Origin of the sequence: Gracilibacillus xinjiangensis, from assembly GCF_042651765.1 — a bacterium.
Taxonomy (GTDB): domain Bacteria; phylum Bacillota; class Bacilli; order Bacillales; family Amphibacillaceae; genus Gracilibacillus; species Gracilibacillus xinjiangensis.
Genome location: NZ_JBHSDT010000004.1, coordinates 516,984 through 541,003, shown reverse-complemented (window position 1 = coordinate 541,003; position 24,020 = coordinate 516,984). Strand labels below are relative to the sequence as shown.

The 24,020-nt window shown below is 37.8% G+C and carries 15 protein-coding genes, 1 riboswitch and 2 other annotated features; of the genes, 6 read left to right on the top strand and 9 right to left on the bottom strand.

From position 1 onward, the window contains the following. Position 1: 1 nt before the first annotated feature. From trpD to ACFOY7_RS06715, 8 genes are all read right to left on the bottom strand, one after another. Positions 2-1,027: an anthranilate phosphoribosyltransferase gene (gene trpD, locus ACFOY7_RS06750; protein ID WP_390250665.1), complete on the bottom strand. Its 1,026-nt coding sequence runs from the start codon at positions 1,025-1,027 to the stop codon at positions 2-4. Beyond that, positions 1,024-1,611, bottom strand: coding sequence for an anthranilate synthase component II (locus ACFOY7_RS06745; RefSeq protein WP_390250663.1), 588 nt, complete (start codon positions 1,609-1,611; stop codon positions 1,024-1,026). Before ACFOY7_RS06745 ends, trpD begins: the two co-directional genes overlap by 4 nt. Next, positions 1,608-2,987, bottom strand: a complete 1,380-nt coding sequence (trpE, locus tag ACFOY7_RS06740) for an anthranilate synthase component I (RefSeq protein WP_390250661.1) — start codon at positions 2,985-2,987, stop codon at positions 1,608-1,610. Before trpE ends, ACFOY7_RS06745 begins: the two co-directional genes overlap by 4 nt. Positions 2,988-3,065: 78 nt before the next feature. Continuing rightward, positions 3,066-3,293: a binding site (T-box leader), on the bottom strand. Positions 3,294-3,320: 27 nt separating this feature from the next. After that, positions 3,321-3,575: a binding site (T-box leader), on the bottom strand. Between the two features lie 74 nt (positions 3,576-3,649). Then, on the bottom strand, positions 3,650-4,198 hold the full coding sequence (locus ACFOY7_RS06735; protein ID WP_390250659.1) for a 3-dehydroquinate synthase II domain-containing protein: 549 nt from the start codon (positions 4,196-4,198) through the stop codon (positions 3,650-3,652). Between the two features lie 346 nt (positions 4,199-4,544). Then, entirely contained in the window at positions 4,545-5,834 is a 1,290-nt protein-coding gene (locus tag ACFOY7_RS06730) for a Gfo/Idh/MocA family protein (protein ID WP_390250657.1), read from the bottom strand. A gap of 239 nt (positions 5,835-6,073) precedes the next feature. Beyond that, complete coding sequence (locus ACFOY7_RS06725; RefSeq protein WP_390250655.1) at positions 6,074-6,874, bottom strand: LysM peptidoglycan-binding domain-containing protein; 801 nt, start codon at positions 6,872-6,874, stop codon at positions 6,074-6,076. 210 nt (positions 6,875-7,084) lie between these two features. Further along, positions 7,085-8,638, bottom strand: coding sequence for a bifunctional metallophosphatase/5'-nucleotidase (locus tag ACFOY7_RS06720; RefSeq protein WP_390250653.1), 1,554 nt, complete (start codon positions 8,636-8,638; stop codon positions 7,085-7,087). 356 nt (positions 8,639-8,994) lie between these two features. After that, positions 8,995-9,561, bottom strand: coding sequence for a nitroreductase family protein (locus ACFOY7_RS06715; RefSeq protein WP_390250651.1), 567 nt, complete (start codon positions 9,559-9,561; stop codon positions 8,995-8,997). A gap of 171 nt (positions 9,562-9,732) precedes the next feature. Further along, a riboswitch (SAM riboswitch) is annotated at positions 9,733-9,838 on the top strand. Between the two features lie 87 nt (positions 9,839-9,925). On the opposite strand from ACFOY7_RS06715, the gene ACFOY7_RS06710 reads away from it, so the two are divergent. Together ACFOY7_RS06710 and metE are read left to right on the top strand one after the other, a co-directional pair. Further along, on the top strand, positions 9,926-11,770 hold the full coding sequence (locus ACFOY7_RS06710) for a bifunctional homocysteine S-methyltransferase/methylenetetrahydrofolate reductase (protein WP_390250649.1): 1,845 nt from the start codon (positions 9,926-9,928) through the stop codon (positions 11,768-11,770). 27 nt (positions 11,771-11,797) lie between these two features. Next, entirely contained in the window at positions 11,798-14,089 is a 2,292-nt protein-coding gene (gene metE, locus ACFOY7_RS06705; RefSeq protein WP_390250647.1) for a 5-methyltetrahydropteroyltriglutamate--homocysteine S-methyltransferase, read from the top strand. A 271-nt stretch (positions 14,090-14,360) separates the two neighbouring features. Here the strand turns inward: metE and ACFOY7_RS06700 are convergent, their stop codons facing one another. After that, a complete protein-coding gene (locus ACFOY7_RS06700) occupies positions 14,361-18,992 on the bottom strand; it encodes a 5'-nucleotidase C-terminal domain-containing protein (RefSeq protein WP_390250645.1) in 4,632 nt (1,543 codons plus the stop codon). A gap of 209 nt (positions 18,993-19,201) precedes the next feature. On the opposite strand from ACFOY7_RS06700, the gene ACFOY7_RS06695 reads away from it, so the two are divergent. From ACFOY7_RS06695 to ACFOY7_RS06680, 4 genes are read left to right on the top strand one after another with little or no spacing between them, the layout of a single operon-like run. Then, a complete protein-coding gene (locus ACFOY7_RS06695) occupies positions 19,202-20,386 on the top strand; it encodes a galactokinase (RefSeq protein WP_390250643.1) in 1,185 nt (394 codons plus the stop codon). Next, on the top strand, positions 20,387-21,382 hold the full coding sequence (gene galE, locus ACFOY7_RS06690) for a UDP-glucose 4-epimerase GalE (protein ID WP_390250641.1): 996 nt from the start codon (positions 20,387-20,389) through the stop codon (positions 21,380-21,382). It abuts the gene before it with no gap. A 2-nt stretch (positions 21,383-21,384) separates the two neighbouring features. Then, on the top strand, positions 21,385-22,872 hold the full coding sequence (galT, locus tag ACFOY7_RS06685) for a UDP-glucose--hexose-1-phosphate uridylyltransferase (RefSeq protein ID WP_390250639.1): 1,488 nt from the start codon (positions 21,385-21,387) through the stop codon (positions 22,870-22,872). Between the two features lie 36 nt (positions 22,873-22,908). Beyond that, positions 22,909-23,952 (top strand): aldose epimerase family protein, encoded by a 1,044-nt coding sequence (locus ACFOY7_RS06680; RefSeq protein WP_390250637.1) that lies wholly within the window; start codon positions 22,909-22,911, stop codon positions 23,950-23,952. The last annotated feature ends 68 nt before the right edge of the window (positions 23,953-24,020 follow it).

Sequence of the window (24,020 nt, the reverse complement as noted above, 5' to 3'; positions counted from 1 at the left end):
ATTACACCTCTTGCTTAATCTTATTACTTATTGTGATAAGATTATCCAATTTTGCTAATGCGGCGCCAGAGTCAATTGATTCACGGGCTAATTCTACCCCTTTTTGCACAGTTTCCGCTTTTCCATTAGCAAAAATACCTAAACCAGCATTCAGTAACACTGTATCACGATGAGGGCCTTTCTTTCCTTCCAGAATACTGCGAAGAATTTCTGCATTCTCTTTCGCATCGCCACCCCTTATCAACTCATTATCGACGACTGGTAAGTTTACTTCTTCTGGTTTTAGTGTGAATCGTAATATTTCTCCACGGTCTAATAATACCAAATGATTCTCACCGGCTAAAGATGCTTCATCCATATAACCTGCTCCATTTATGATTAATGATCGTTTGCGGCCCAATTTATGCAGCACACTTGCCATTGTTTCTAATGAATCCCTTCGATATGTGCCCATCAATTGGGATGTCAACTTAACAGGATTGGTCAATGGGCCAATGACATTAAAAATTGTTGGAACCCCTAATTCTCTTCTTACTTTCATTGCACGCTTCATTGCCGGATGTACATTTGGAGCAAACAAAAAGGCAATCCCATTTTCTTTTAAAATTTCATATGTTTGTGGGCGGGTAAATTCTAGTGGAACACCAAGATGCTCTAACACATCTGCACTTCCAGTTTTACTGGAAATACTTCTGTTGCCATGCTTTGCCACAGTAATACCAGCACCTGCAATAACAAATGCGGATGTTGTACTCACATTAAAGCTTTGAGATCCATCCCCGCCCGTACCGCAATTATCCATGGCATCTGTCAGATCATCCGGGAGAGATAATGGAGAAATTTCTAGCATGACATTTACAAGCCCTGTAATTTCATCTACTGTTTCTCCTTTTGCCTTCAATGCAGTTAAAAATGCACCAATAGCTATATCACTTGTATCCTCTGAAAATAGTAATCTTGCTGCTTCTTCCATTTCCTGCAGTGTCAAATTCTCTTTTTCCATTACTTTTTTTAAATAAGTTTTCATACCTTCTGCTCCTTTCTTATTGCTTCGAAGAAATTATTTAACAGTTTCTTACCTTTCCCTGTACCGATCGATTCCGGATGAAACTGCAGTCCATATACAGGTAAATACGTATGCTTCACTGCCATTATCTCCCCATCATCCATTGCAGTTGCTGTTATTAACAGTTCCTCGGCAATTGTTTCCCGTTCGATCACTAACGAATGGTATCGCATCACTTCTAATGGTTGTTCCAAATAGTTAAAAATCTCATCATTATTATGGCGTATCATTGATGTTTTCCCATGCTTTATTTGATCCGCATGGATTACTCTGGCACCAAACGCTTCACCAATTGCCTGATGGCCTAGACAAATTCCCAGAATCGGAAATTTGGTTGCAAGCTGCTTCACCACTTCAATACAAATTCCCGCTTCCTTCGGGCTTCCAGGTCCTGGAGATAAGATGATCGCTTCAGGATTTTTTTGTTCAATTTCCTGAATGGTAATTTTATCGTTTCTAATTACTTCTACGTCTTTTCCTAGTTCAGAAATATACTGAAACAAGTTATATGTGAATGAATCATAATTATCGATTAATAAAATCATATTTTGTTTACCTCCAATAAGGATTTGGCTTTATTTAATGTTTCCTGATATTCTGATTCAGGATGAGAATCATACACAATCCCCGCACCTGCCTGCACATAACCTGTATTTTCTTTGATTACCATTGTGCGAATTGCCAAAGCCAAATCAAGATCACCGTTCATATTTATATAACCGACTGCTCCTGCATAGACCCCGCGTTTCTTGTTTTCCAGCTCATTAATAATTTGCATTGCACGGATTTTAGGTGCACCTGAAACGGTCCCGGCAGGCAATGTAGATACTAGCGCATCTAACCCTGTGTAATCTCTTGTTAATTCCCCATGGACTTCTGACACAATGTGCATGACATGCTGATATCTTTCAATTGTCATATATTTCGGAATAGTAATCGAGCCTACTTCACAAACCCGCCCCAAATCATTTCTGCTTAAGTCAACCAGCATTTTGTGTTCTGCTAATTCCTTTTCATCTGCAAGTAATTCTGTTGCGAATTGTTGATCTTCTTCCACTGTCTTTCCGCGTGGACGTGTTCCTGCAATCGGGTTTGTAACAACATGCTTACCAGTTGTTTTAATTAAGCTTTCTGGCGATGCGCCTAATACAATATAGTCATCAAAATCAATGTAATACATATATGGCGATGGGTTGGCTACTCTTAATTTCCGATAAAAAGTAAATGGGTCAGCATCAAAGGTTGCTTTCATCCGCTGTGATAACACCACTTGAAAAATATCTCCATCAACAATATGCTGTTTTGCTTTTTCCACCATCTCAAGGAATTGATCCTTTTTAAGTGATGTATCGAAATGAAGATTCAAGTCTTTATCCTTAGTGGTTTTTTCTGGTGTTCCGATTTTTTCTGTTAGCTTTTCTAATTGATTCTCTAAAATATCTTCATCTCTACTACCATCTAAGTTAATTGTTAACAGGGTTACTTTTTGTTTCTTATGGTCAAAGACAATGACATCCTGGTAAAACAGCATATGGACATCCGGCATATCCATCTCATCATCCAACATTTCACCAATGTATTCATATTGTCTGATCGCATCATAGCCAATGTAGCCGATTGCCCCACCATAGAAAGCATATGGTAAATCTAAGGCTTCATTCGGTATATGTGCCTTTACTGCCTCTAATGGTAATTGCTTGCCTGTTTCTTCAGACCCTGTTACATGATTTACTATCTTTGTTTGTGCACCAGATCCGATAATTTCTTTATATGGATTGAAACCAATGAACGAAAAACGGCCTTTTTCATTGTGGTTACCAGAGCTTTCCAACAAGAACTTTTTCTTCCCATCAATTCGATTAAACACTGATATTGGTGTTAATGTATCCCCATTTAATGTTCTGCTTTTATATTTCACCATTTTGTGCAGCTCCTTTTCATTAAATTTATATCCTTTGTCCCTATATAGAAAAAGTCCCTATATATATCTTCCGATATATATAGGGACGGTTATTTTTGACCGCGGTGCCACCACTATTTGAAGTAATTCTCTTACATGATTTACTTCCACTCATACATCCGTTAACGAGGATGAGCCGTCACTCTATACTAGATTTCCAGAGCACTCTCAAAGGTCCATTCAACTTACGTTGTATACTGGTTTCCAGCATTCCCAGCTCTCTAGAATACAAAACATAAGCATACTAATCCTTCTCAGCGATTTTTAAATATACAAAAAGGGTTCCCTCTCCTTAAAAAGGACGAGGAAACCCGTGGTACCACCTTTATTAACTGCAATTAATTAACAGTTCTCTTCTCACGTCAAGCTTTATCGCTTATAACGCTACCCCTTTGCAACGAGTGGGTCTCTCGCCAAAGCCTACTTAACAAATTATTGTTCGGTTTGGGGCTCAGAAGTCCATTCACTTACTTTCACACACTGGTTTGCACCATCCACCAGCTCTCTACAGTGCTTCATTAAGCTACTTCTCTTCGTCTTAGCCAACGATTTGTAAATGTTGATACTATCATAGTATGGATTAATACTATTTGTCAATGCATTTGCATAAATTTTCTGAATTTTTACATTTCTACAATTTCTTCTTCTATTTTTTCCCCGAGATGCCTGCCTGGCTGATCGAACCTTACCATGATTCGGTCACCTTGCTGCAATTGAATGGCTTGTTTTTCTGTATCATCATGACCTAGCAGATGGACACTATCTGCCTCTTGTAATGTGGCGGAAATTTCCTGACCATCCACATTTACAACAATACGAATAAATGACCTTTTTTCAATTTTGACTCTTCCAATCGCTATTTTTCTTGTATATCCTTCGGTCGACATTACCGCCACATGATCTCCTGGCTTCAATTCAGCTAAATAGGCAGTTTTCTCTTCATCTACGACGGCATACTGGTGGATCGCCCCTGCATTAACTCGAAACGGACGAGCTGGATAGGTTTCTGTTGTTCTATTTTCTGCTAGCACCATAATATAACCATGACCCGTATTACCAACAAGTATTCCTTCTGTTGGCTGTAATTTGTCCACAAAGTCTAAACACACTCTTGAGCCTTCACCGATCGATTTCATACTAATTACTTCCGCTTCCTGTAAGTTGGATGCCATTATAACCCTCCACTCCAATTTATACAGTTTTTCCATAAATTTTTCATAGCTATTTATTGGATAATCATATACAATATGAATTGATTTGACAAATGGGAGATAAATGGGAGGGGTATTCATTGCGTAAATTTCTAATAATGCTATTTCTTCTATTAATAGCAAGCTTTAGTTTTTTCGGCTACAGCAATGCGATTCAATCCACTGAGAACGAAATCATCGAGATTGAGGAATAGAAGAAATGCAGCATATCCATGTATATTAAAGGAGATTCGGCCATTTTTTGAAAAACAATCGAATCTCCATTATATATGACTAAATCGATGGAACAAAAGAAGCTGTTCTCTCGTTACCTTTTTAAATCAACTAAATCTTCCACTCTTACTGCTTGGCCTGTTTGTAATGATTTGTTGCCAGCAATTCCTGTAAGAATGGAGATCGCCCCATCAACATGAGATGCAGCACGGTTAAATTCATCTTCTTTCGGTACCCCAAACAGATCGTTTAATAATTCTGGATCACCACCACCGTGGCCGCCTTCTTTCTCCTCTACTTCTACTTCATACGGCTCACCAAACATTGGCAGAACACGTAAAACTTTCTCTTTCAGCTTACCTTCATCACCTTTTTCTCCACCTGAGTTGATGTACGATTGTTCACGAACCTGTACTTCTATTCGCCCTTTTGAACCATTAAAGGCAATCTGGAAGCCTTCCCATGGTAAATAAGCATTTAATGAATAGGTTAAAATCGCTTTATTTTTGTATGTTACGACAACACCTAATGTATCCTCAATATTAATTCCGTCACCAAACACACTCTGATCACGTTGGTAACCATCCTCTTTTTCTGCTTCTAAGTACATTGATCGCAAATGGTCATTTGCTTCTAGATCAATTGCAAACGGATCATCTTTCGCCTGTTCATTCCCATGAGCTCTCTGATAGAATTTCGTTTCACCACGGCGTTCCGCATTCTCTTTTCCATAAAAGCGAAGCCCGCCAGTTGCATAAACAGTTTCAGGCTCTGTATCTAACCAGAAGTTAACTAGATCAAAATGGTGAGTAGATTTGTGTACAAGAAGGCCGCCGCTATTTCGTTTATCTCGATGCCAACGACGGAAATAGTCCGCTCCGTGTTGTGTATCTAATGCCCATTCAAAGTGTACAGAATTCACTTCACCAATCACACCATCACGAATCAATTCACGAATTTTCGTGTTATGAGGTGCATAACGGTAATTAAATGTTACACGAACTTGTTGTCCCGTTCTTTCAATTGCATCAATAATTGCCTGTGTCTTTTCCGCATCAACGGTCATCGGTTTTTCTGTAATAACATCACACCCTAACTCCATTGCACGTATGATATAACGGTGATGGGTTCTGTCTACAGATGTTACTATAACAATATCCGGTTTTTCTGTTTCAATCATTTCATCAAAACGATCTGCTGTATATGTGTTGATTTTTCCTACACTATACTTTTCATCCAGCAATTTATTTGCATAATCTAATCTTGTCTGGTTCGAATCGCAAAATGCAACTAATGAACATGTTTCTTGGAAGTCACGTACCATTGCCCCATAAAAAAATTCTGCTCGACCGCCAGTACCAACTAATACATATTTTTTCTTCAAAGAAAACACTCCCACTTTTTTGTAATCGTTTGCAAAATAATAAATATAATAACAACGTTGTTATGATTATAAAACATTTCTCCAAAAATAGCAACTACTAATCTTTGAATTCATTTGTCTACTTTTGATTATTTTTGTTTCGTTAAATACTTCAAATAAAAGCGGATGTTTTGTTAGAAAAGAAGATGGGTAAATTATTTGTAAAGAAAAACCCTCTCATGGATGAGAGGGTAGTAAAATTAATTTAAAATAGTTACTTGTACTTGTCTTCTGCCCCAGTTTAATGCTTCTTGCTTCGTAGGAACATGAAGGTCAATTTTATTTCCGTTAATCGCGCCGCCAGTATCACCAGCAATTGCTTCACCATAACCTTCCACATATACTCTTGAACCAAGTGGAATGACGTTTGGATCGACAGCAATTACTTTCATATTAGGGTTTTCTAATAAATTAATCCCAGTCGCTGTAATACCAGAACAACCTGCACATTTTGCTGTATACGCCGTTGCTGTAACATTAATGGTTTGACCTGTTTGCTGCTGGCTGTCTTGAGTTTGTTGTTGATTATTTGTTGTTTGTTGAGCAACTTGTGCTGTTTTTACTTCAGCCGGATCTGTCGCTTCAGGTGTTGATTCAATTGTTTCCCTGTTAACTTGCTCATCTTCTTCCGTATTCTGTGGGTCTTTATCTGTTTCTTTAATTATTAATTCTTCCCCAATAATAATTAAATTCGTCTCAAGGTTATTCCATTCTTTTAAGTCAGCCACTGTAGTCTCGTGAGCTTTAGCAATCTCACTTAAAGAATCACCTTTCTTCACGATGTAAGTAATCTCTTTATCTATATTTATAATTTGCTTAGGGACAATGATATCCGATTCTAAGTTGTTCATTTCTCTTAATTTCGCAACAGATGTATTATGTTCTTCCGCAATCCCCCATAAATTATCACCTTGTTCAACCTCGTATTCGGCTGCTGATACTGGTACTACCGCTAATAAACTAGTAGCGATAACTGCTGTGGACAATAAAAACTTTTTCATCCATGTTGCCTCCTTTCATGTTGACAAGCTATACTATAACACATCAGAATACCCTTTGTGGTTACAGAGAAATTAAGAGTCTGTAACAAAGATTACGTTATATTTGGAAGCTTGTCACATTTGTCATTATGGGGCAACATTTGATAGATTTATACGTCAAGATGTAATATTTTCTACATTTATATGAAATTTCTAATTTTATATCTTAAATTATTTTTTCACAACAGAATAATTATGATTACATTTAGCCAATAATTTTTCTTTATTTAGTAAGTCGTCAGCTATTAGTTCTGTCATATCTATTGGAATATCTTTTACAACCTCTTTCCCTTGGAACATAAAATAGTTTCCTCCGCCACTGGCACGATAGTTGTTCATTACCACATTGAACTCTTTGTCTAAATCTAATGGCTCCCCTTGGTATTGAAGCTCTGTGACACGTTCCCCAATAGGACGGGATATATTTAATTCGTAATGAATTCCTTCCCACATATCATAATTGTAATGCTGTGGTTTTGGTTCAATAAATTGTGGGTTAATGGCTATTTCTCCATTGTCATCAATCTCGAAATAGCTTGCAGATAACTCCAGCGCTTCTTTTATGTCTTTCCCTTTTAATCTTAAAACCTTTAATGTGTTGGGGTAAATATAGTTGGATACAATATCTCTCATTGTCACTCTGGCAGGGAAACCTGGCGATTGGTCATGAAATAAAGCGGTACAAGAAATTGTTACATTGGCAATATCCATTTGCAATAAATTGATATATTCAACAAAAGGATGCTCCTCTAACCTTGCTTGAAATGGATCAGAAATACTCATATCTCCAACCACTTCCGTTATCGGCTGGTCCAGCCACTCCTGAACTTCCTTTTCATCCTTTTCTATTAATTCAAAAATTTCCCGATCTGTATGGATTTTCTCATCAACATAGTGCAGCTTTGACTGAATAGAGTGTACTGCTCCTCCATCCCACTCTATAGAAATTTCACCTAACGCTTGACCATTATTGCCTGTTTGGATCACTGTCACACCATTTATATTGGCTGTGATATAACGGTGCTGATGTCCTGTAATAAGTATGTCGATCCCTTCAACTTCCTGGCAAATCTGATAGCCTTGATTTTCTCCTGTAAGCGCCTCTGTTGGCTCGCCACCATCTGGGTCTCTTTCTAAACCACCATGGTAACAAACAACTAACAGATCTGGTTGTTCCAATTCTTTTACTTTCTTTACCCATTTCTTAGCAGATGTACAAGCATCTTCAAATAGCAGGCCCTTAATATGATTTGGGTCTTCCCAATTAGGAATATAGTGAGTAGTAAGACCGATAAATGCTATTTTCTTCCCTGCTGTTTCTTTGATCAAATATGGTTTACCGAAAAAAGGCTCTTTTGTTTCCTCATCTAAAATATTGGCTGATAACCATGGATACTGAGAATTTTCAATTACCGCTTGAAGATACTCTAATCCATAATTAAATTCATGATTGCCGAATACAGAGAAATCGTAGTTTAACCGGTTTGCTATATGAACTAAAGGACTCGTTTGTTCCTTATGATATTTTGCAAAGTAATATGTAAAAGGACTGCCTTGGATAAAATCGCCATTATCCATGATGATGACATCATTCTGTTCTCTTATCTTTTTCATAATTGTTGCGATTTTTGCTAGACCCATGTTTTCTTCTATCATATTTCTGTAATTTGTTGGTGCAATATATCCATGAATATCACTTGTTATACAAATGGATAGTTTCTGCATGTTATCTCTCCTCTACTAATTCATTCATCTCATTATAACGAAAAACTATTAGCAACAGGAAAAAGTTTACACTATCTTTACTCAGTTTTAACACTTAGTTTTCATTCATTTGTTATATTAAAAGTGTTCCAAATTGAGCAATGCTGCAAAGATTGCTTTCTCACAAAATGATAGCCCCTTTTTCTTGTTTGCCGATGACACGTTTCATCGGCATATTTTTATGTCCTTATTTAGCGACACTCTAATATAATCACTTGAGTGTCAGGCTAAATAGTTTCCTAACCAAGCTGTATGGCTATTATTATTAGCAATTCATACGCACAAAAAAACCACACCTTAATCAGATGTGGTCACCGTTATGATAATTCTGTTATTCGCTCTGATGCAGGTATTCTTGGCAAAGGTTTTTGATCTTTTGCCGGGTAGCCAACTTGCAATAATCCAATGACACGTTCATTTTCCTGTAATCCGATTAAATCTTTTGTTTCATCACAGAATGCTAATTTCCCGGTTTTCCAAAACACACTTAAACCTTCTTCCCATGCTAACAAGCTGAAATTCTGGATTAAACAACTAGTAGAAGCATAGTCTTCCTCAATAAACTTCTCAATTGGATTAATATGATTAATAACAAAAATAATAAAAGGAACATCCATTATTTTTTGATATCCTATCTCACCGATTTTTTCCAACTCTTCTGCTGACACAGTTTTTGCCTTTTCTTTTGCAATCTCGCGATTAATTTCAGCAAGTTTCTTCTTCGTCTCCCCTGTTACAAAAACGAAACGCCAGGGTTCTGTCATTTTATGATTTGGGACCCATACAGCAACATCTAATAGTTCTTTCATCAGATCAACTGATACGGGATCTTCTTTATATACGGAAATGGACCGGCGTTCTTTAATTAACTGCTTTACATTCATTTTCATCCACCTCTATCCCTCAATTGAGAATCATTTTCAATGATATCATAAATTCTTCACCCATACAAGTTCATTTAGCTTAATAGGGAAAATATTCAATAATTTAGAAAAACATCTTGATAATGATTTACTTTTCATGTAATATGTTGACAGCGAAAACTTTATAGCAATCTCTTATCAAGAGAGGTGGAGGGACTGGCCCTACGATACCTCAGCAACCGTCTATCACTAGACAAGGTGCTAAATCCAGCAAGCAAACATGCTTGAAAGATGAGGAACAAGGAATATTCCCATTAAGGGCCTTCATCAATCAAGGATGAAGGCCTTTTTTAATGTACTTACCTATAGAAAGGAGGTGAATAGAATGAAAGATCTTCGTAAACAATTGGAAGAAAATATCCTTATTGCTGATGGGGCGATTGGGACATTACTATACGCACATGGTGTTGATCAATGCTTTGAAGCATTCAACCTATCAAAGCCGAATGAAGTATTGCAAGTTCATCGCTCTTATATAGAAGCAGGTGCTGACATCATCCAGACAAACACATATGGCGCCAACTATATTAAACTGGCTCGTTTTGGCTTGGAAGAACAGGTGCATCAAATTAACGTAAAAGCAGTACAACTCGCTAAGCAAGCTGCAAATGAAAACACATTTGTTTTAGGAACAATTGGCGGGATAAGAGGTGTACAAAAACTAGTTACATCAAAGAAGGAAATCACACGAAGCTTTAAAGAACAGTTATTTACATTGCTTTTAGAAGGCATTGATGGAATCTTACTAGAAACATATTACGATCTTGAAGAATTAAAAACTGCTTTAAAGATTGTTAGAAAAGAGACTGACCTGCCTATCATTACGAATGTTTCGATGCATGAACCAGGTATATTGGAAAATGGAACATTATTAACAGATGCATTTTACCAATTAGAGGAATTAGGTGCAGATGTGGCAGGGATTAATTGCCGCCTGGGGCCTCATCATATGATTGAATCATTAGAGTCTGTTCCATTACTTGAAAAGGCTTATCTGTCAGCATTTCCGAATGCTAGTTTACCAGCATATGAAAACGGAAAGCTGGTATACAGTGAACAAACCGATTATTTCAAGCAATGTGCCAAAAAGTTCCGCGACCAAGGTGTCCGGCTTATTGGCGGTTGCTGTGGCACTACCCCGGAGCATATAAAAGCATTAAAAACAGGCATAAAAGGACTTTTACCGATCACCAATAAAGAAGTAAGAGAAAACCCGCTAATTATTACACAATCAGACCCTCAACTAGAGAATCATCAACCAACCTTACTTGATAAAGTAAAAGAAAGACATACTGTGATTGTGGAATTAGATGCACCTAAGCATTTAGAGATTGATGAATTTCTTGAAGGTGTGAAGCAATTAGATAAAGCTGGTGTCGATGCCATTACTTTAGCAGACAATTCCCTTGCTACACCTAGAATAAGCAACCTTGCGATGGCAATCAAAATGAAAGAACTGAATATTGGCGTAAAACCACTCATTCACTTAACCTGTCGTGATCGCAATTTAATTGGACTGCAAGCACATCTCATGGGACTACATACATTAGATTTCCATGACATATTAGCGATAACAGGTGACCCAACCAGAATTGGCGGTTTCCCTGGTGCATCTTCCGTCTTTGATGTCACATCATTTGAATTAATCCGCCTGATCAAACAATGTAACACAGGATTATCCTTTTCAGGTGCCTCCCTGCGAAAAAAAACAAATTTCCAAGTAGCTGCTGCATTTAACCCAAATGTTGCAAACTTAGAAAAAGCAGTAAAGCGAATGGAAAAGAAAATAGAACATGGTGCTGATTACTTCCTAACCCAACCAATCTTCAACCATGAGCAAATTATCGCTTTATATCGTGAAACAAAGCACTTGAAAACACCTGTTTTCATCGGCATTATGCCATTAGTCTCACATAAAAACGCTGAATTCCTCCATCATGAAGTTCCGGGCATGAAACTTTCTGATGAGGTTCGCGCAAGAATGCAAGCACAAGTCAGCCGCAATGATGCAATACAAGAAGGAATACAAATTGCTAAAGAATTGATCGACACAGCTATTAACTATTTTAATGGAATTTACTTAATTACGCCATTCATGAACTATCAAATTACGACAGAATTAACGAAATATATTATAAAAGTGAAAAACGAAAAGAAAATACTGCATTAAATTTGCGAATATAGGAGTGTGTTCATAATGACAACATATATTAGTTCAAATCTAGGATATCCACGCATTGGGAAAGACAGAGAATGGAAAAAAGCTTTGGAATCTTATTGGAGAAACGAGATAACAGAAGATGAATTAAAGACGGAAACCAAACAATTGCGTCTTGCTAATTTAAAAAAACAACAAGACCTTAACATTGATCTAATTCCTGTCGGAGATTTCTCTTTTTATGACCATGTGCTTGATACGGCATTTTCTTTTGGTCTGATTCCCAAAAGGTTTCAGGAATTAGATGAAAAATCGATTGATACTTATTTCGCAATTGCACGCGGGACAAAAGAAGCAGTTGCAGCTGAGATGACCAAATGGTTTAACACCAATTATCATTACATTGTTCCAGAACTGAATGATGTCACACCAAGGTTAATAGAAAACCGGGCGTTAACTTATTACAATGAAGCAAAAGCAGAATTAGGCATTAACGGGAAACCGGTTCTGGTTGGACCTGTAACTTTTGTAAAGTTATCCAAAGGGTATAGGGATACTAATTTTGAAGCAATCGTTGAGTCTTTCTTACCTCTTTATGAACAGGTTTTAGAAGAACTTGTTGATGCAGGTGCAGACTGGATTCAAATAGATGAACCAATCTTAGGCACAAACCTTTCCGAAAAGGAAATCGCATTGATCGCAAAAGTTTATCAACAATTAACAGCAAGTGTACCGCATGCCAAAATTATTTTACAAACATATTTTGAAACAGTACAACATTACGATGAAGTTGTGAAACTACCTGTTGCAGCAATCGGCTTAGACTTCGTTCACGGTGAACATCTTCATGCAATCAAAAAATGGGGATTCCCTAAAGATAAAATCCTGGCTGCAGGTATAATTAATGGCCGAAATGTATGGCGATCAGATTTAGACGACAAATTAGCACTTATCAATGAAATTCAATCAATTACTAATGCAGAAACGATGATCATCCAGCCATCATGTTCTTTGTTGCATGTACCCGTAACAAAAAAGACGGAAAGGAAAATAGACCAGGTGATCTTAGATGGATTAAGCTTTGCTGATGAGAAACTGGCTGAAATTAATGTTTTAGTCAAAGGTGTTAATCAAGGAGAGACCACCATTGAGCATGAATTAACTGAAAGCAGAATAGCAAGAGTTAAACTTGCTGAATCACCATATCGTCAGAATCACCAAGTTGCCAAAGAACTAGCTCAAATTGGTGATGAAGAAGTTAAACGCTCATTACCTTTCTCTGACAGGATTACATTACAACAAGACCAGTTAAAATTACCATTACTGCCTACAACGACAATAGGAAGCCTGCCACAAACCAGTGAAGTAAAAGGTACGAGAACAAAATGGCGTAAAGGGGAAATTTCTGATCAGGAATATAATAAGTTCATCGAATCTGAAACGAAAAAGTGGATCGAAATACAAGAGGAATTAAGTATTGATGTGTTAGTCCACGGAGAGTTCGAACGTACGGATATGGTAGAATTTTTCGGTGAGAAACTAAATGGATTTGCTGTTACAGAATTCGGCTGGGTCCAGTCTTATGGGTCTCGATGTGTAAAACCACCACTAATTGTTGGTGATGTATCATGGGCTGGACCAATGACAGTAAAAGAAATTGTCTATGCCCAATCCCTTACAGATAAACCTGTCAAAGGAATGCTAACAGGACCTGTGACGATATTGAATTGGTCGTTTGTACATGAGGAATTGCCTCGATTTACGATTCAGGATCAAATTGGCCTTGCATTAGAAAAGGAAGTTATAGCACTGGAAGCAGAAGGTGTAAATATTATCCAAGTTGATGAACCTGCTTTACGGGAAGGTTTACCGCTCGACCAGTTAAAATGGCCAGCATATTTTGATGCGGCAACTAGAGCATTCAGAATTTCTACATCTTCTGTCAAACCTTCCACACAAATTCATACACATATGTGCTATTCAGAGTTCAGTGAAATTTTCGAGGTGATTGATGCATTAGATGCAGATGTGATTTCCATTGAAACATCAAGAAGCCATGGTGAATTAATTGATACATTTGAAGTAAATGACTATGACAAAGAAATTGGTCTAGGAGTATATGATATTCATAGCCCAAGAGTGCCGAGTGTAGAAGAGATCAAGGCAAATATTGATAGAGCTTTACGTACCATTGATGTAAAACAATTCTGGATTAACCCTGATTGCGGACTAAAGACAAGAGGGCAAGAAGAAACTGTTGCAGCGTTACGTAATATGATTGAAGCGGCAAAGAAGGTTCGTGAAGAAGCAGGAGCAAAAGTTAACGGTTAATTGTTATTTTATCCATTAATGGAAGCGATCTTGAACAGGTGTACAATCTGGTTTCACTTTCCTATTATCATCCAGAAAAATTGAAACAAAAACAGCAAAAAGGTTCTGATCACATTTTACGATCGGAACCTTTTGCACATAAAGAATCAAATCAAGTCCTTTTCCAAAAATAAAACAGGGCCGGGACTAAAGGCTTTTTACAAATGGGTAACATCAGATTCTTTTTCCATTTTCTTAATGTCGTAACGTCATTTTTCTCGATTAGCGTGAATTAATTCATTTCTTCTTTAAATAGATGGTGACCCTTTCCCTTGCTTGGACGCTTATGCTTTTTAACTGAAACAATATCATTAGGATTTGTTGGTTTTAATTGGTAGGTGTCATTAAATTTACTGGATATACCAGTAATATTCACCTTGTCTCCATTCTCAAAGTCAAAGTCTTGAAGCGTAAGGCCAGTCCGGTTATCCACACGTACAAGCACTGATTTACTGCCTTTTGTTGCAATAAATTCAAATGTTCCATAACTGTTAACTTCTGTTAATTCTGAAATAGTAACACCTTTCATTATTACTAATTGCCCTTGATTCTTTTCCTTAAGATTTCCTGGATTAACGTTTTTCGGTTTCGGAATAGTATTTTCTCCAATAATCTCCAATGAAGAAATGGTGCTTAATTGCTTTTCCCCATTGTATTCTCCGACCTTTGCCGTAATTCTTACGAAATCTCCCGGTGATACAGTATCATCTCCAAATACATAAATTCCCGCTTTCTTGTCTTGAATATAAAAACCATTTCCACCAAATGCTCCTGGATTTGTTGTAACAGTTCCTTCAATAGTTACTGTCACTCCGTTCGCAGCTTTTCTTGCCTCTGAAATAGTTACTTCCCCTATGTCTTCCCCTTGTTCATCATCTACTGCTGCAATTCGGCCTTCCGGTCCAATGTCAATTGGATTTGCTTCGGAAGTGTTTAAATACTTTATATAATCCACAAAAGCATCTAGGTCAACCGGGCCCATCTCTTCGTTTACCCCAAGCTCTCCAATTGGACGGTATTTATCACCTAAAGATGTTGCCATATAATTATTAACTACTAATGAGTATGTTGCATTTTTATCAATCGGTGTTCCGTCAGGTAAGGTGATTTCTACTACCTTCGCTGTTTCTGTATTCCATTTGTAATGTAAACCAGCTATACTGTAGTCAGGTCCATATATTGGTGAAAGCTGGGCATCTAAAATGGTAAATAAGTCTGCACCCTTTACATCCATTTTTATTAATGTGTTGCCAAATGGCATAACATTATATAAATCTCCCCAAGTCACTTCACCTGCTAGTATGTCATCACGTATTCCTCCACCATTCATCATAGCGAAGTCTGCATCCATTGACCATCGCATTCCATCTGCAATTAAATTGCCTAATCCGTGATCCCCATCATTCGTATAACTACCTGTTAGATCTTGGTCGGTGTAGCCTAATACTTCATTCATTTTTGGTTCGATCAGATCTGTGTATTTCTGTAGTATTGCTGCAACTTCCGTGTCAGGTTCCACTAGACTCTGATCAACCCAAACTATTTCTGCTTCTTTACTGACAATATCACCTGTTTCACGGTCAATTTGTATATCCACATCAGCAAAAGCTTTGCCATATTCATTCGCCTGAACAATTAATTTATCATCGACAATACCATTCACTACTTGATGATTGTGTCCTGCAAAAATAATGTCAACAGCATCATTCACATTTCTTGCAAGATTAGCAGCATCTCCAGTAACCGTTTCGCCATTTTGTTCTGCTGGTAAGTGGGCTAATACAATAATCGCTTCTACGCCTTCTCCTTGAAGAGCCTCTACTGATTCATTTACAGCAGTTACTTCATCCGTAAAATCAATATCTTCAATCCCTGCCGGCATAACCATCCCTGCAGAAGCCTGAGTATTTATACCGATAAAGCCTATCTTTTCCCCTTCTATCTCTGTAATGGCATATGGTGGCAAGAATGTTTCTCCTGAATCTTTATATACACAGTTTGCACAAAGATTAGTAAAATCCATCCCATCATAACCTGTCGTACCTAATCCTTCCGGGTGCTCTCCGCCATTTACCATCCGCAACAGTTCTGTCGTACCCTCATCAAATTCATGGTTACCTACTGTGCCGAAGTCAAACCCAATCTCTTCCATAATTTCTACTGTCGGTTCATCCTGGAATAACCCTGAAACTGGTGAGCTTCCACCTATCATGTCACCTGCATGAACAATTAATGAATTCGGATGTTGTTGATCACGAGCTTTTAAGTATGCAGCAACATAATCCATTCTTCCGTATACGCCATCGATTTCACCATCATTATTAATATCCAGCTCATATTGCTGATCAATTTTACCATGGAGATCATTCATACTAAGCAGTTGAACATCCAATAATTCCCCAGTTGGCTCATCTGTTGCTGCTGTGTAACCTTGCGCTTCTGCTTCTTGCGCGCTTGAAAAGAAAATCCGCTTTTCAACAGGTACAAGTTCATAATCTGTTGGTGCGACATATTTTTTTGTATCTGAATTACCGACATAACGATGGAAATCGCCGCCTTCCGTGATTGCGCGATACTCAAAAGGCAATTCTTTAAGCGGATTCTCCGGATTCCAAATTCCTATCTCAGAATCGATGGCGGACTTCATCGTGTTTTGATAGATTTGGTAATTTGCCTCATCGCCAATTGGCCAAATGAAATAGGTGCTCGCAAGTCCTTCTTCCACCATTTGAAGATTTGTATTCACTCCATCTTCATTAATTACCTCTGCTAATAATCTACCGTAAGCATCGGTAGGTTCTTGTCCCAATTTTAATGTAACTTGAGATCCTTCTGGTAATAATTCTTTCAATCGATCCGTCGCATATTCCCCGTGTTCTTTCTGATTTGCTTCATCCACACCATTTGCGCCTGCTACAGTTGTCTCTGGTGTGTCAATATTTAAAAAACGTACTCGATCTGCGCCTAAAACTGGTGTTTCTAAACGAATCGTATCCCCATCTGTCACATATTTAACAGTGGAAGTATATTCACCGCTAGCATCAGGTGCTTCAGGTTGTTCATCAGCCAATGAGATGTCACTAGCATCTCGCGGCAGTAATTGATAACTGTTATATTGACTTAAAATCGCTGTAATATCATACCATTTTCCCGCTTCTAAGGTTGATATATCCATCGTCCCTTCCATTACTCGCAATGTAGTTCCATTAAAGTCTGCATCCATTATGGAAATATTATAGCCGCCACCTGCCGGGCTTGACGGGATATTCTGGATATAACCATTAACAGAAACTAACTGACCTTCCAACGGTTCTGCAATTGCATCATTATTTATATCAGCAATGGTTATAGCAGCTGGTTCCGGTATTTCTGCATTATTTGCTAAGATTTCCACATCATTCGTACTTCTTGGCACGATTTCAGTCAATCCATTATAAACATCTATTTCACCTGTTAATTTAATCAGATCACCTTGTTGCAATACAGGATAACCCGTACGGTCAAAAGCAAACATGTTTATTCCCGCTGTCTCGTCTTGAATATATGTTGATAATTGTTGACTGGATGGGTTAGCCAGGTTGCTTGAAGTAACTACACCTTCGATGGTTACTAGGCTTCCTTTTTCCAGTTGACGTGCATCTGCAATACTTGTCACTTCTCCAGGTTCAGAACCTGGATCGGGATCAGGGTCTTCCGGGTTGGTATTACTTAACTTAAAATCGTCAGCTTTTGTCGGCTTCAGTTGGTAAGTGCCATTATAAACACTCACAATGCCTGTTACATCAACTGTATCCCCTGATTCATACAAAAAGTCAGCGTAGGTTAATCCAATTCTATTATCCACTCGTACAAGAACAGATTCCCCATTGTGTGTTGCAGTGAATTCAAATGTTCCAAATGTATTTACTTCCTGTATATTAGAGATTTCAAAATTTTCAATTACTGCTAACTGCCCTTGGTTACTTTCATTCACTTCACCAGGTGTGATCACTTTAGCTTCTGGAATTTCTGATTGTCCAATAATATCTAGTGAATCAATCGAACTTAACTGAATTTCGCCATTATATGTCTGTACATCTGCTGTTACTCGAACAACATCTCCCGGTTTAACCGAATCATCTTGAAAAACGTAAATACCTGCAGTTTCATCCTGGATATAAAACCCATTTCCGCCCCAGGCTCCTGGAGTAGTTGTTACCACCCCTTCTACCGTTACTGTTTCGCCGACTAATGATCTTACTTCATTAATGGCAGGATAGTCTTCTTCTCCTGGTTCTGCTCCAACTATTTCATGTTCACCAAGGTTTTCAAAATAGTCCTTTTCGTGGCTTGTCCATTCTGAAGCATCATACGTCGGATTCGGGCTGTTAATATCACTATTCCTGATTAATGTTTTATCATTTCCGAAATTCTCACGAACACCTATTTCTCCTATAACATCGATGATTGTCCCATCATTAAGAAGTGCAAAGGCATCATCCCCATTAAAATTGATTACAGTACTATTAGTCTCATCTGCCACTGCTAACATCATTTCATTGGCTTGTCCATGTGTTATAACGAACGTATCACCTGGGGACAAAATACCTTGTAAATCTGCAGATTGCGATATCTCTGTAGATCCATTGGAATATAAAGCAATACGGTAGGTTGACAAATCAACTTCAGAGCCTGTCCCATTGTAAATCTCAATTGCTTTGTTATAGCTGCTCCCCTCAATATATTCAGATATAAATAAATCGTCTGCCGTCACAGGGCTTGCTGCTTTGACACTTATAAATGGAATAAATGCACTTGTTACTTGTGTAACTACCAATATCAACGCGATAAGTAAGGCACTAACTGAACTTCGCTTAATTTTCATCAAAATCCTCCTTTTTTTAACGTAAATTTGCTTATAATTACATTCTATCAGTTAATAATTGTTATTTTATTAATTATGTGTAAACACTTTGTAAGTTTACCTTCATAAATTTAAGCAAAATTACTCTTGTCATTTGTAAGAATATCCGATAAACTAAAGTTAGTAAATTAAATTAATTAAGTCAGTAATTCTATGAAGGAGGATGAATCATGCAACTTACCACATTAATAAATAAATTTCACGACACCTTTCATACTGCAGCAACACCCAGGGCTTTTTTTGCACCAGGTCGAATCAATCTTATTGGTGAACATACAGATTATAATGGCGGGCACGTCTTCCCTGCTGCAATTTCTTTTGGAACATATGCAATCGCTTTACAAAGAAATGATAAAAAAATCCGTTTATACTCGGATAATTTCCCTGAGAAAGGAATTATTGAAGTCTCTTTGGATTCACTAGATTATAAAAAGGAAGATGATTGGGCTAATTACCCTAAAGGCATGATTCAGTATATTATTAAGGAAGGGTTTTCGATCGACCAAGGATTTGACGTATTATTTTACGGTAATATTCCGAATGGTGCTGGCCTTTCTTCGTCCGCATCCATTGAACTTGTATCAGGGGTTTTACTAGAAGGGTTATACTCATTAAAAATCGATCGCCTTCGAATGATCCAAATTGGTCAGATGGTTGAAAATCATTATATTGGTGTAAACAGCGGGATTATGGATCAGTTTGCAATCGGGATGGGAAAAGTTGATCATGCCATGTTATTAGACTGTGACACATTAGAATTTGAGTATGCTCCAATTATTTTAGAAAACCATGATATTATTATTATTAATACAAATAAGCGCCGCGAACTTGCTGATTCAAAATATAATGAACGCAGGAGTGAATGCGAACAGGCGTTAGCAGATCTACAAGAAAAACTGCCAATTAAAAGTCTCGGTGAACTAACACCAGAACAGTTTGAACAGAATAAAGCATTAATTAAAAACCCTATTCATCAAAAGAGAGCCAAACATGCTGTCTATGAAAATGCTCGTACGATAGAGGCATTAAAAAAATTAAAATCAGGTGAATTAGAGGATTTTGGCGTTTTAATTAACCAATCGCACATTTCTTTGCGGGATGATTATGAAGTGACTGGACTTGAATTAGATACCATCGCTGAAACCGCCTGGCAACAAAATGGTGTGCTTGGTTCCCGTATGACAGGTGCGGGTTTCGGCGGATGTGCGATTGCAATTGTTGAGAAATCAGAATCAAACGCATTCCAAGAATCCATTGCGAAAGTTTATGAAAAAAAAGTAGGATATGCACCATCATTCTATGTTGCAGCTATTGGAGACGGAGCAAAAGAATTAAATTTAGAGGAGGCTAATTAAATGAGAATTTTGGTATTAGGTGGAGCGGGATATATCGGGTCACATGCAGTTTATCAATTAATGGATCAAGGGTATGAAGTAGTTGTTATAGATAATTTAGAAACCGGCCATGCTAAAGCGGTTCATCCGGATGCTGTTTTCTATAATGGGGATATTCGGGATATTGACTTTTTACGAGAAGTTTTCACACATGAACCAATCGATGGTGTGCTCCATTTTTCAGCCAATTCTTTAGTTGGTGAATCGATGGAAAACCCATTAAAATATTTTGATAACAATGTATACGGTACACAAGTACTGCTAAAAGCAATGACAGAATTTAATGTTAAGCATATTGTCTTCTCTTCTACTGCAGCAACATATGGAGAGCCGGAACAAGTTCCTATTACTGAAAAGATGCCAACAATCCCAACTAGTGCCTACGGTGAAACAAAGCTAACGATGGAAAAAATGATGCGTTGGTGTGAAAAAGCGCACGATATCCGTTTCGTATCACTTCGTTATTTTAACGTTGCAGGTGCAAGGAGTACTGGTGAAATTGGTGAGGACCACAGACCGGAGACACATTTAATACCAATCGTATTACAAGTTGCACTCGGACAAAGAGACCATATTTCCATATTCGGTGATGATTATCATACACCAGATGGTACATGTATTCGTGACTATATCCATGTGGAGGATCTAATTGATGCACATATTCTTGCACTCAACTATCTAAAAAATGGTGGGGAAAGTAATATATTTAACCTCGGTAGCAGCCAAGGGTTTTCTGTAAAAGAGATAATCGATACAGCCAGAGAAATTACCAGACACGAAATTCCAGCAAAAGTTGCACCAAGACGTGCTGGCGACCCCAGCACACTAATAGCTGCATCTGATAAAGCGAGAGAAGTGTTAGGCTGGAACCCATCCAGAACAGATATTGAACGAATAATTAAGGATGCATGGAACTGGCACCAAAGTCGGCCTGATGGTTACAAAGAGGAGGCATAATGATGGCAAGCATTTCACAAATAGTTGCATCTTTAGTAACAAAAGCTATCGGGAAAGAATTAATTCAGCCAAGTGACAATGTTTATGCTAGAAATCAAATACTTGGAATTTTAAAAGTGGACACATTTGAGGAAGAGGCTATCCCTCTATGTGACCGATCGATTCCAGAATTGCTGGATATACTCGCAGATGACGCAGTAAACAGGGAGATCATTGAGAATTTGCTAGATGAAAAAGAAAAGCTTCAAGCGCTTGTAATGAATGTTTTTCTATCAAAACCATCACAAGTTAATCAATTATTCTACCAGAAGTATGAGGAAGCACCTGAAAAAGCAACCAACTATTTTTATCAACTGAGTAAAGACAGTAACTACATTCAAACAAAAAGAATCGCAAAAAATATTCAGTTTAAAACTGCATCTGATTATGGTGATTTAGATATTACGATTAATTTATCTAAACCTGAAAAAGACCCTGAACAGATTCGACGAGAGCGTGAGAGGAAGCTAGACTTAGCCTATCCAAAATGTCTGCTGTGTGCAGAAAATGAAGGGTATGTCGGAAGAATCGGTCACCCTGCAAGATCCAATCACCGTATTATAGAAGTACCATTAGAAGGGGAAAAATGGTTCCTGCAATATTCTCCATACGTCTACTATAATGAACATTGTATCATTTTTGCAAAGGAACACCGCCCAATGAAAATTAACCGTGAGTCGTTCCTCAGGTTAACTGCCTTTGTTGAAAAGTTTCCGCACTATTTCGCAGGCTCCAATGCCGACTTACCGATTGTTGGGGGAAGTATCCTCTCACACGATCACTATCAAGGCGGTAACTATACTTTTGCAATGACTAGAGCGGATGATGAATTCTCTTTTGAGATGGCTAAGTTTTCTGATGTAAAAGCAACCGTTATTAAATGGCCAATGTCTGTCATTCGTCTGCGTCATAAGGATCGCCATCAATTAACGAATGCGGCGGACTATATTTTACAGAAGTGGCGTGAATACAGCGATGTGGAAGCCAGTATTCTTTCACATACTGCTGAAACCCCTCATAACACCATTACACCAATTGCTCGAATGAGAAACGGCCTGTTTGAACTGGATCTAGTTTTACGCAACAACCGCCAGACGGAGGAACATCCAATGGGACTTTTCCACCCTCATGAGGATGTTCACCATATTAAGAAAGAAAATATCGGTTTAATAGAAGTGATGGGGCTTGCAGTTCTACCCCCACGCTTAAAAGATGAATTAGAAGAAATAAAAAAACATTTACTTGATGAAAGTGTTAACATTGCAGAGTACCATAAAAATTGGGTACAATCTATTAAGAGAAGGCATTCAAATGTAACTGCAGAAAATGTCAACCAAATAGTAGAAAATGAATTAGGCCTGAAGTTTGCTAGAGTGTTAGAGGATGCGGGTGTATTTAAAACAACAGAGGATGGCAGAATTAAATTTAAACGTTTTCTCTCACAATTATAGGAACATGGCCTAAACAGAAGCAGGAGGAATGACGTAATGGAAATTAAAACAGAAGTAATAACAATTAATGATCAACAATGGGAGGAATTCACCCTTGTTAATAACAATGGGATGGCTGTTTCTATCCTCAATTTCGGGGGTATTATTACAAAAATTCTAGCACCAGACCGAGAAGGGAAACTGGAAAATGTCGTAATTGGCTTCGAGAATTACGAGGACTATTTAGATAACCCTGGTTATTTCGGTGCATTAATTGGACGTGTAGCTGGCCGTATTGCTAACAGCCAATTTGAGATGGATGGGAAAACTTATACGCTTCCTAAAAATGATGGCGAAAACCATCTTCATGGCGGTGAACCGGGATTTCATAAATCAATATGGTCAACAGTGCCTTTTGAAAATGGAGAAGAAACCGGGTTAACAATGACATTGAATAGTCCTGACGGTGAAAACGGCTATCCTGGAAACCTTCGTATGACGGTAACTTATACACTAAACAATTCCAATGAATTGTCGATTACTTATGAAGGTTTATCTGATCAGAAAACAGTCTTAACTGCAACCAATCACACATACTTTAACTTAAGCGGAAACCTGCAAACAGATATCCAAGATCATGAAATTACACTTGATAGCAGTAAGTTTGTGGAATTGGACGAAGAATTAATTCCGACAGGGGAAATCTTGGATGTCGATAACAGTGTGTTTGATTTCCGTCAAGGTCGTCAAATGAAAGATGGGGTTACATCAGAATTTAAGCAAAACCTAGTAGCAAACAATGGTTATGATCATTATTTCTTATTTGATAAATCAAAAGAGGTCAGTGCTATTGTACGTGAAAGCGAAAGCGGGCGTGAATTAAAAGTTATTACTGATCAGCCAGGTGTAGTGATGTATACTTCCAACAACCTTCCAGAAGGGTTAAAATTACGGGAACGTCAATCTGTTCAATATCTAGGTCTATGCTTAGAAACACAAGCATCACCAGCATCTATTCACCATGATAACTTCCCTTCTGTCTGGTTGGATAAGGATGAGAAGTATTTCGCGAAAACAACTTTTTCGTTCGGAACATTTTAATGACAGCCTGCATACTCAGCATCTTTGAACTAGGTGCAGTAACAGCCACATAATTAGAAAATAACCAT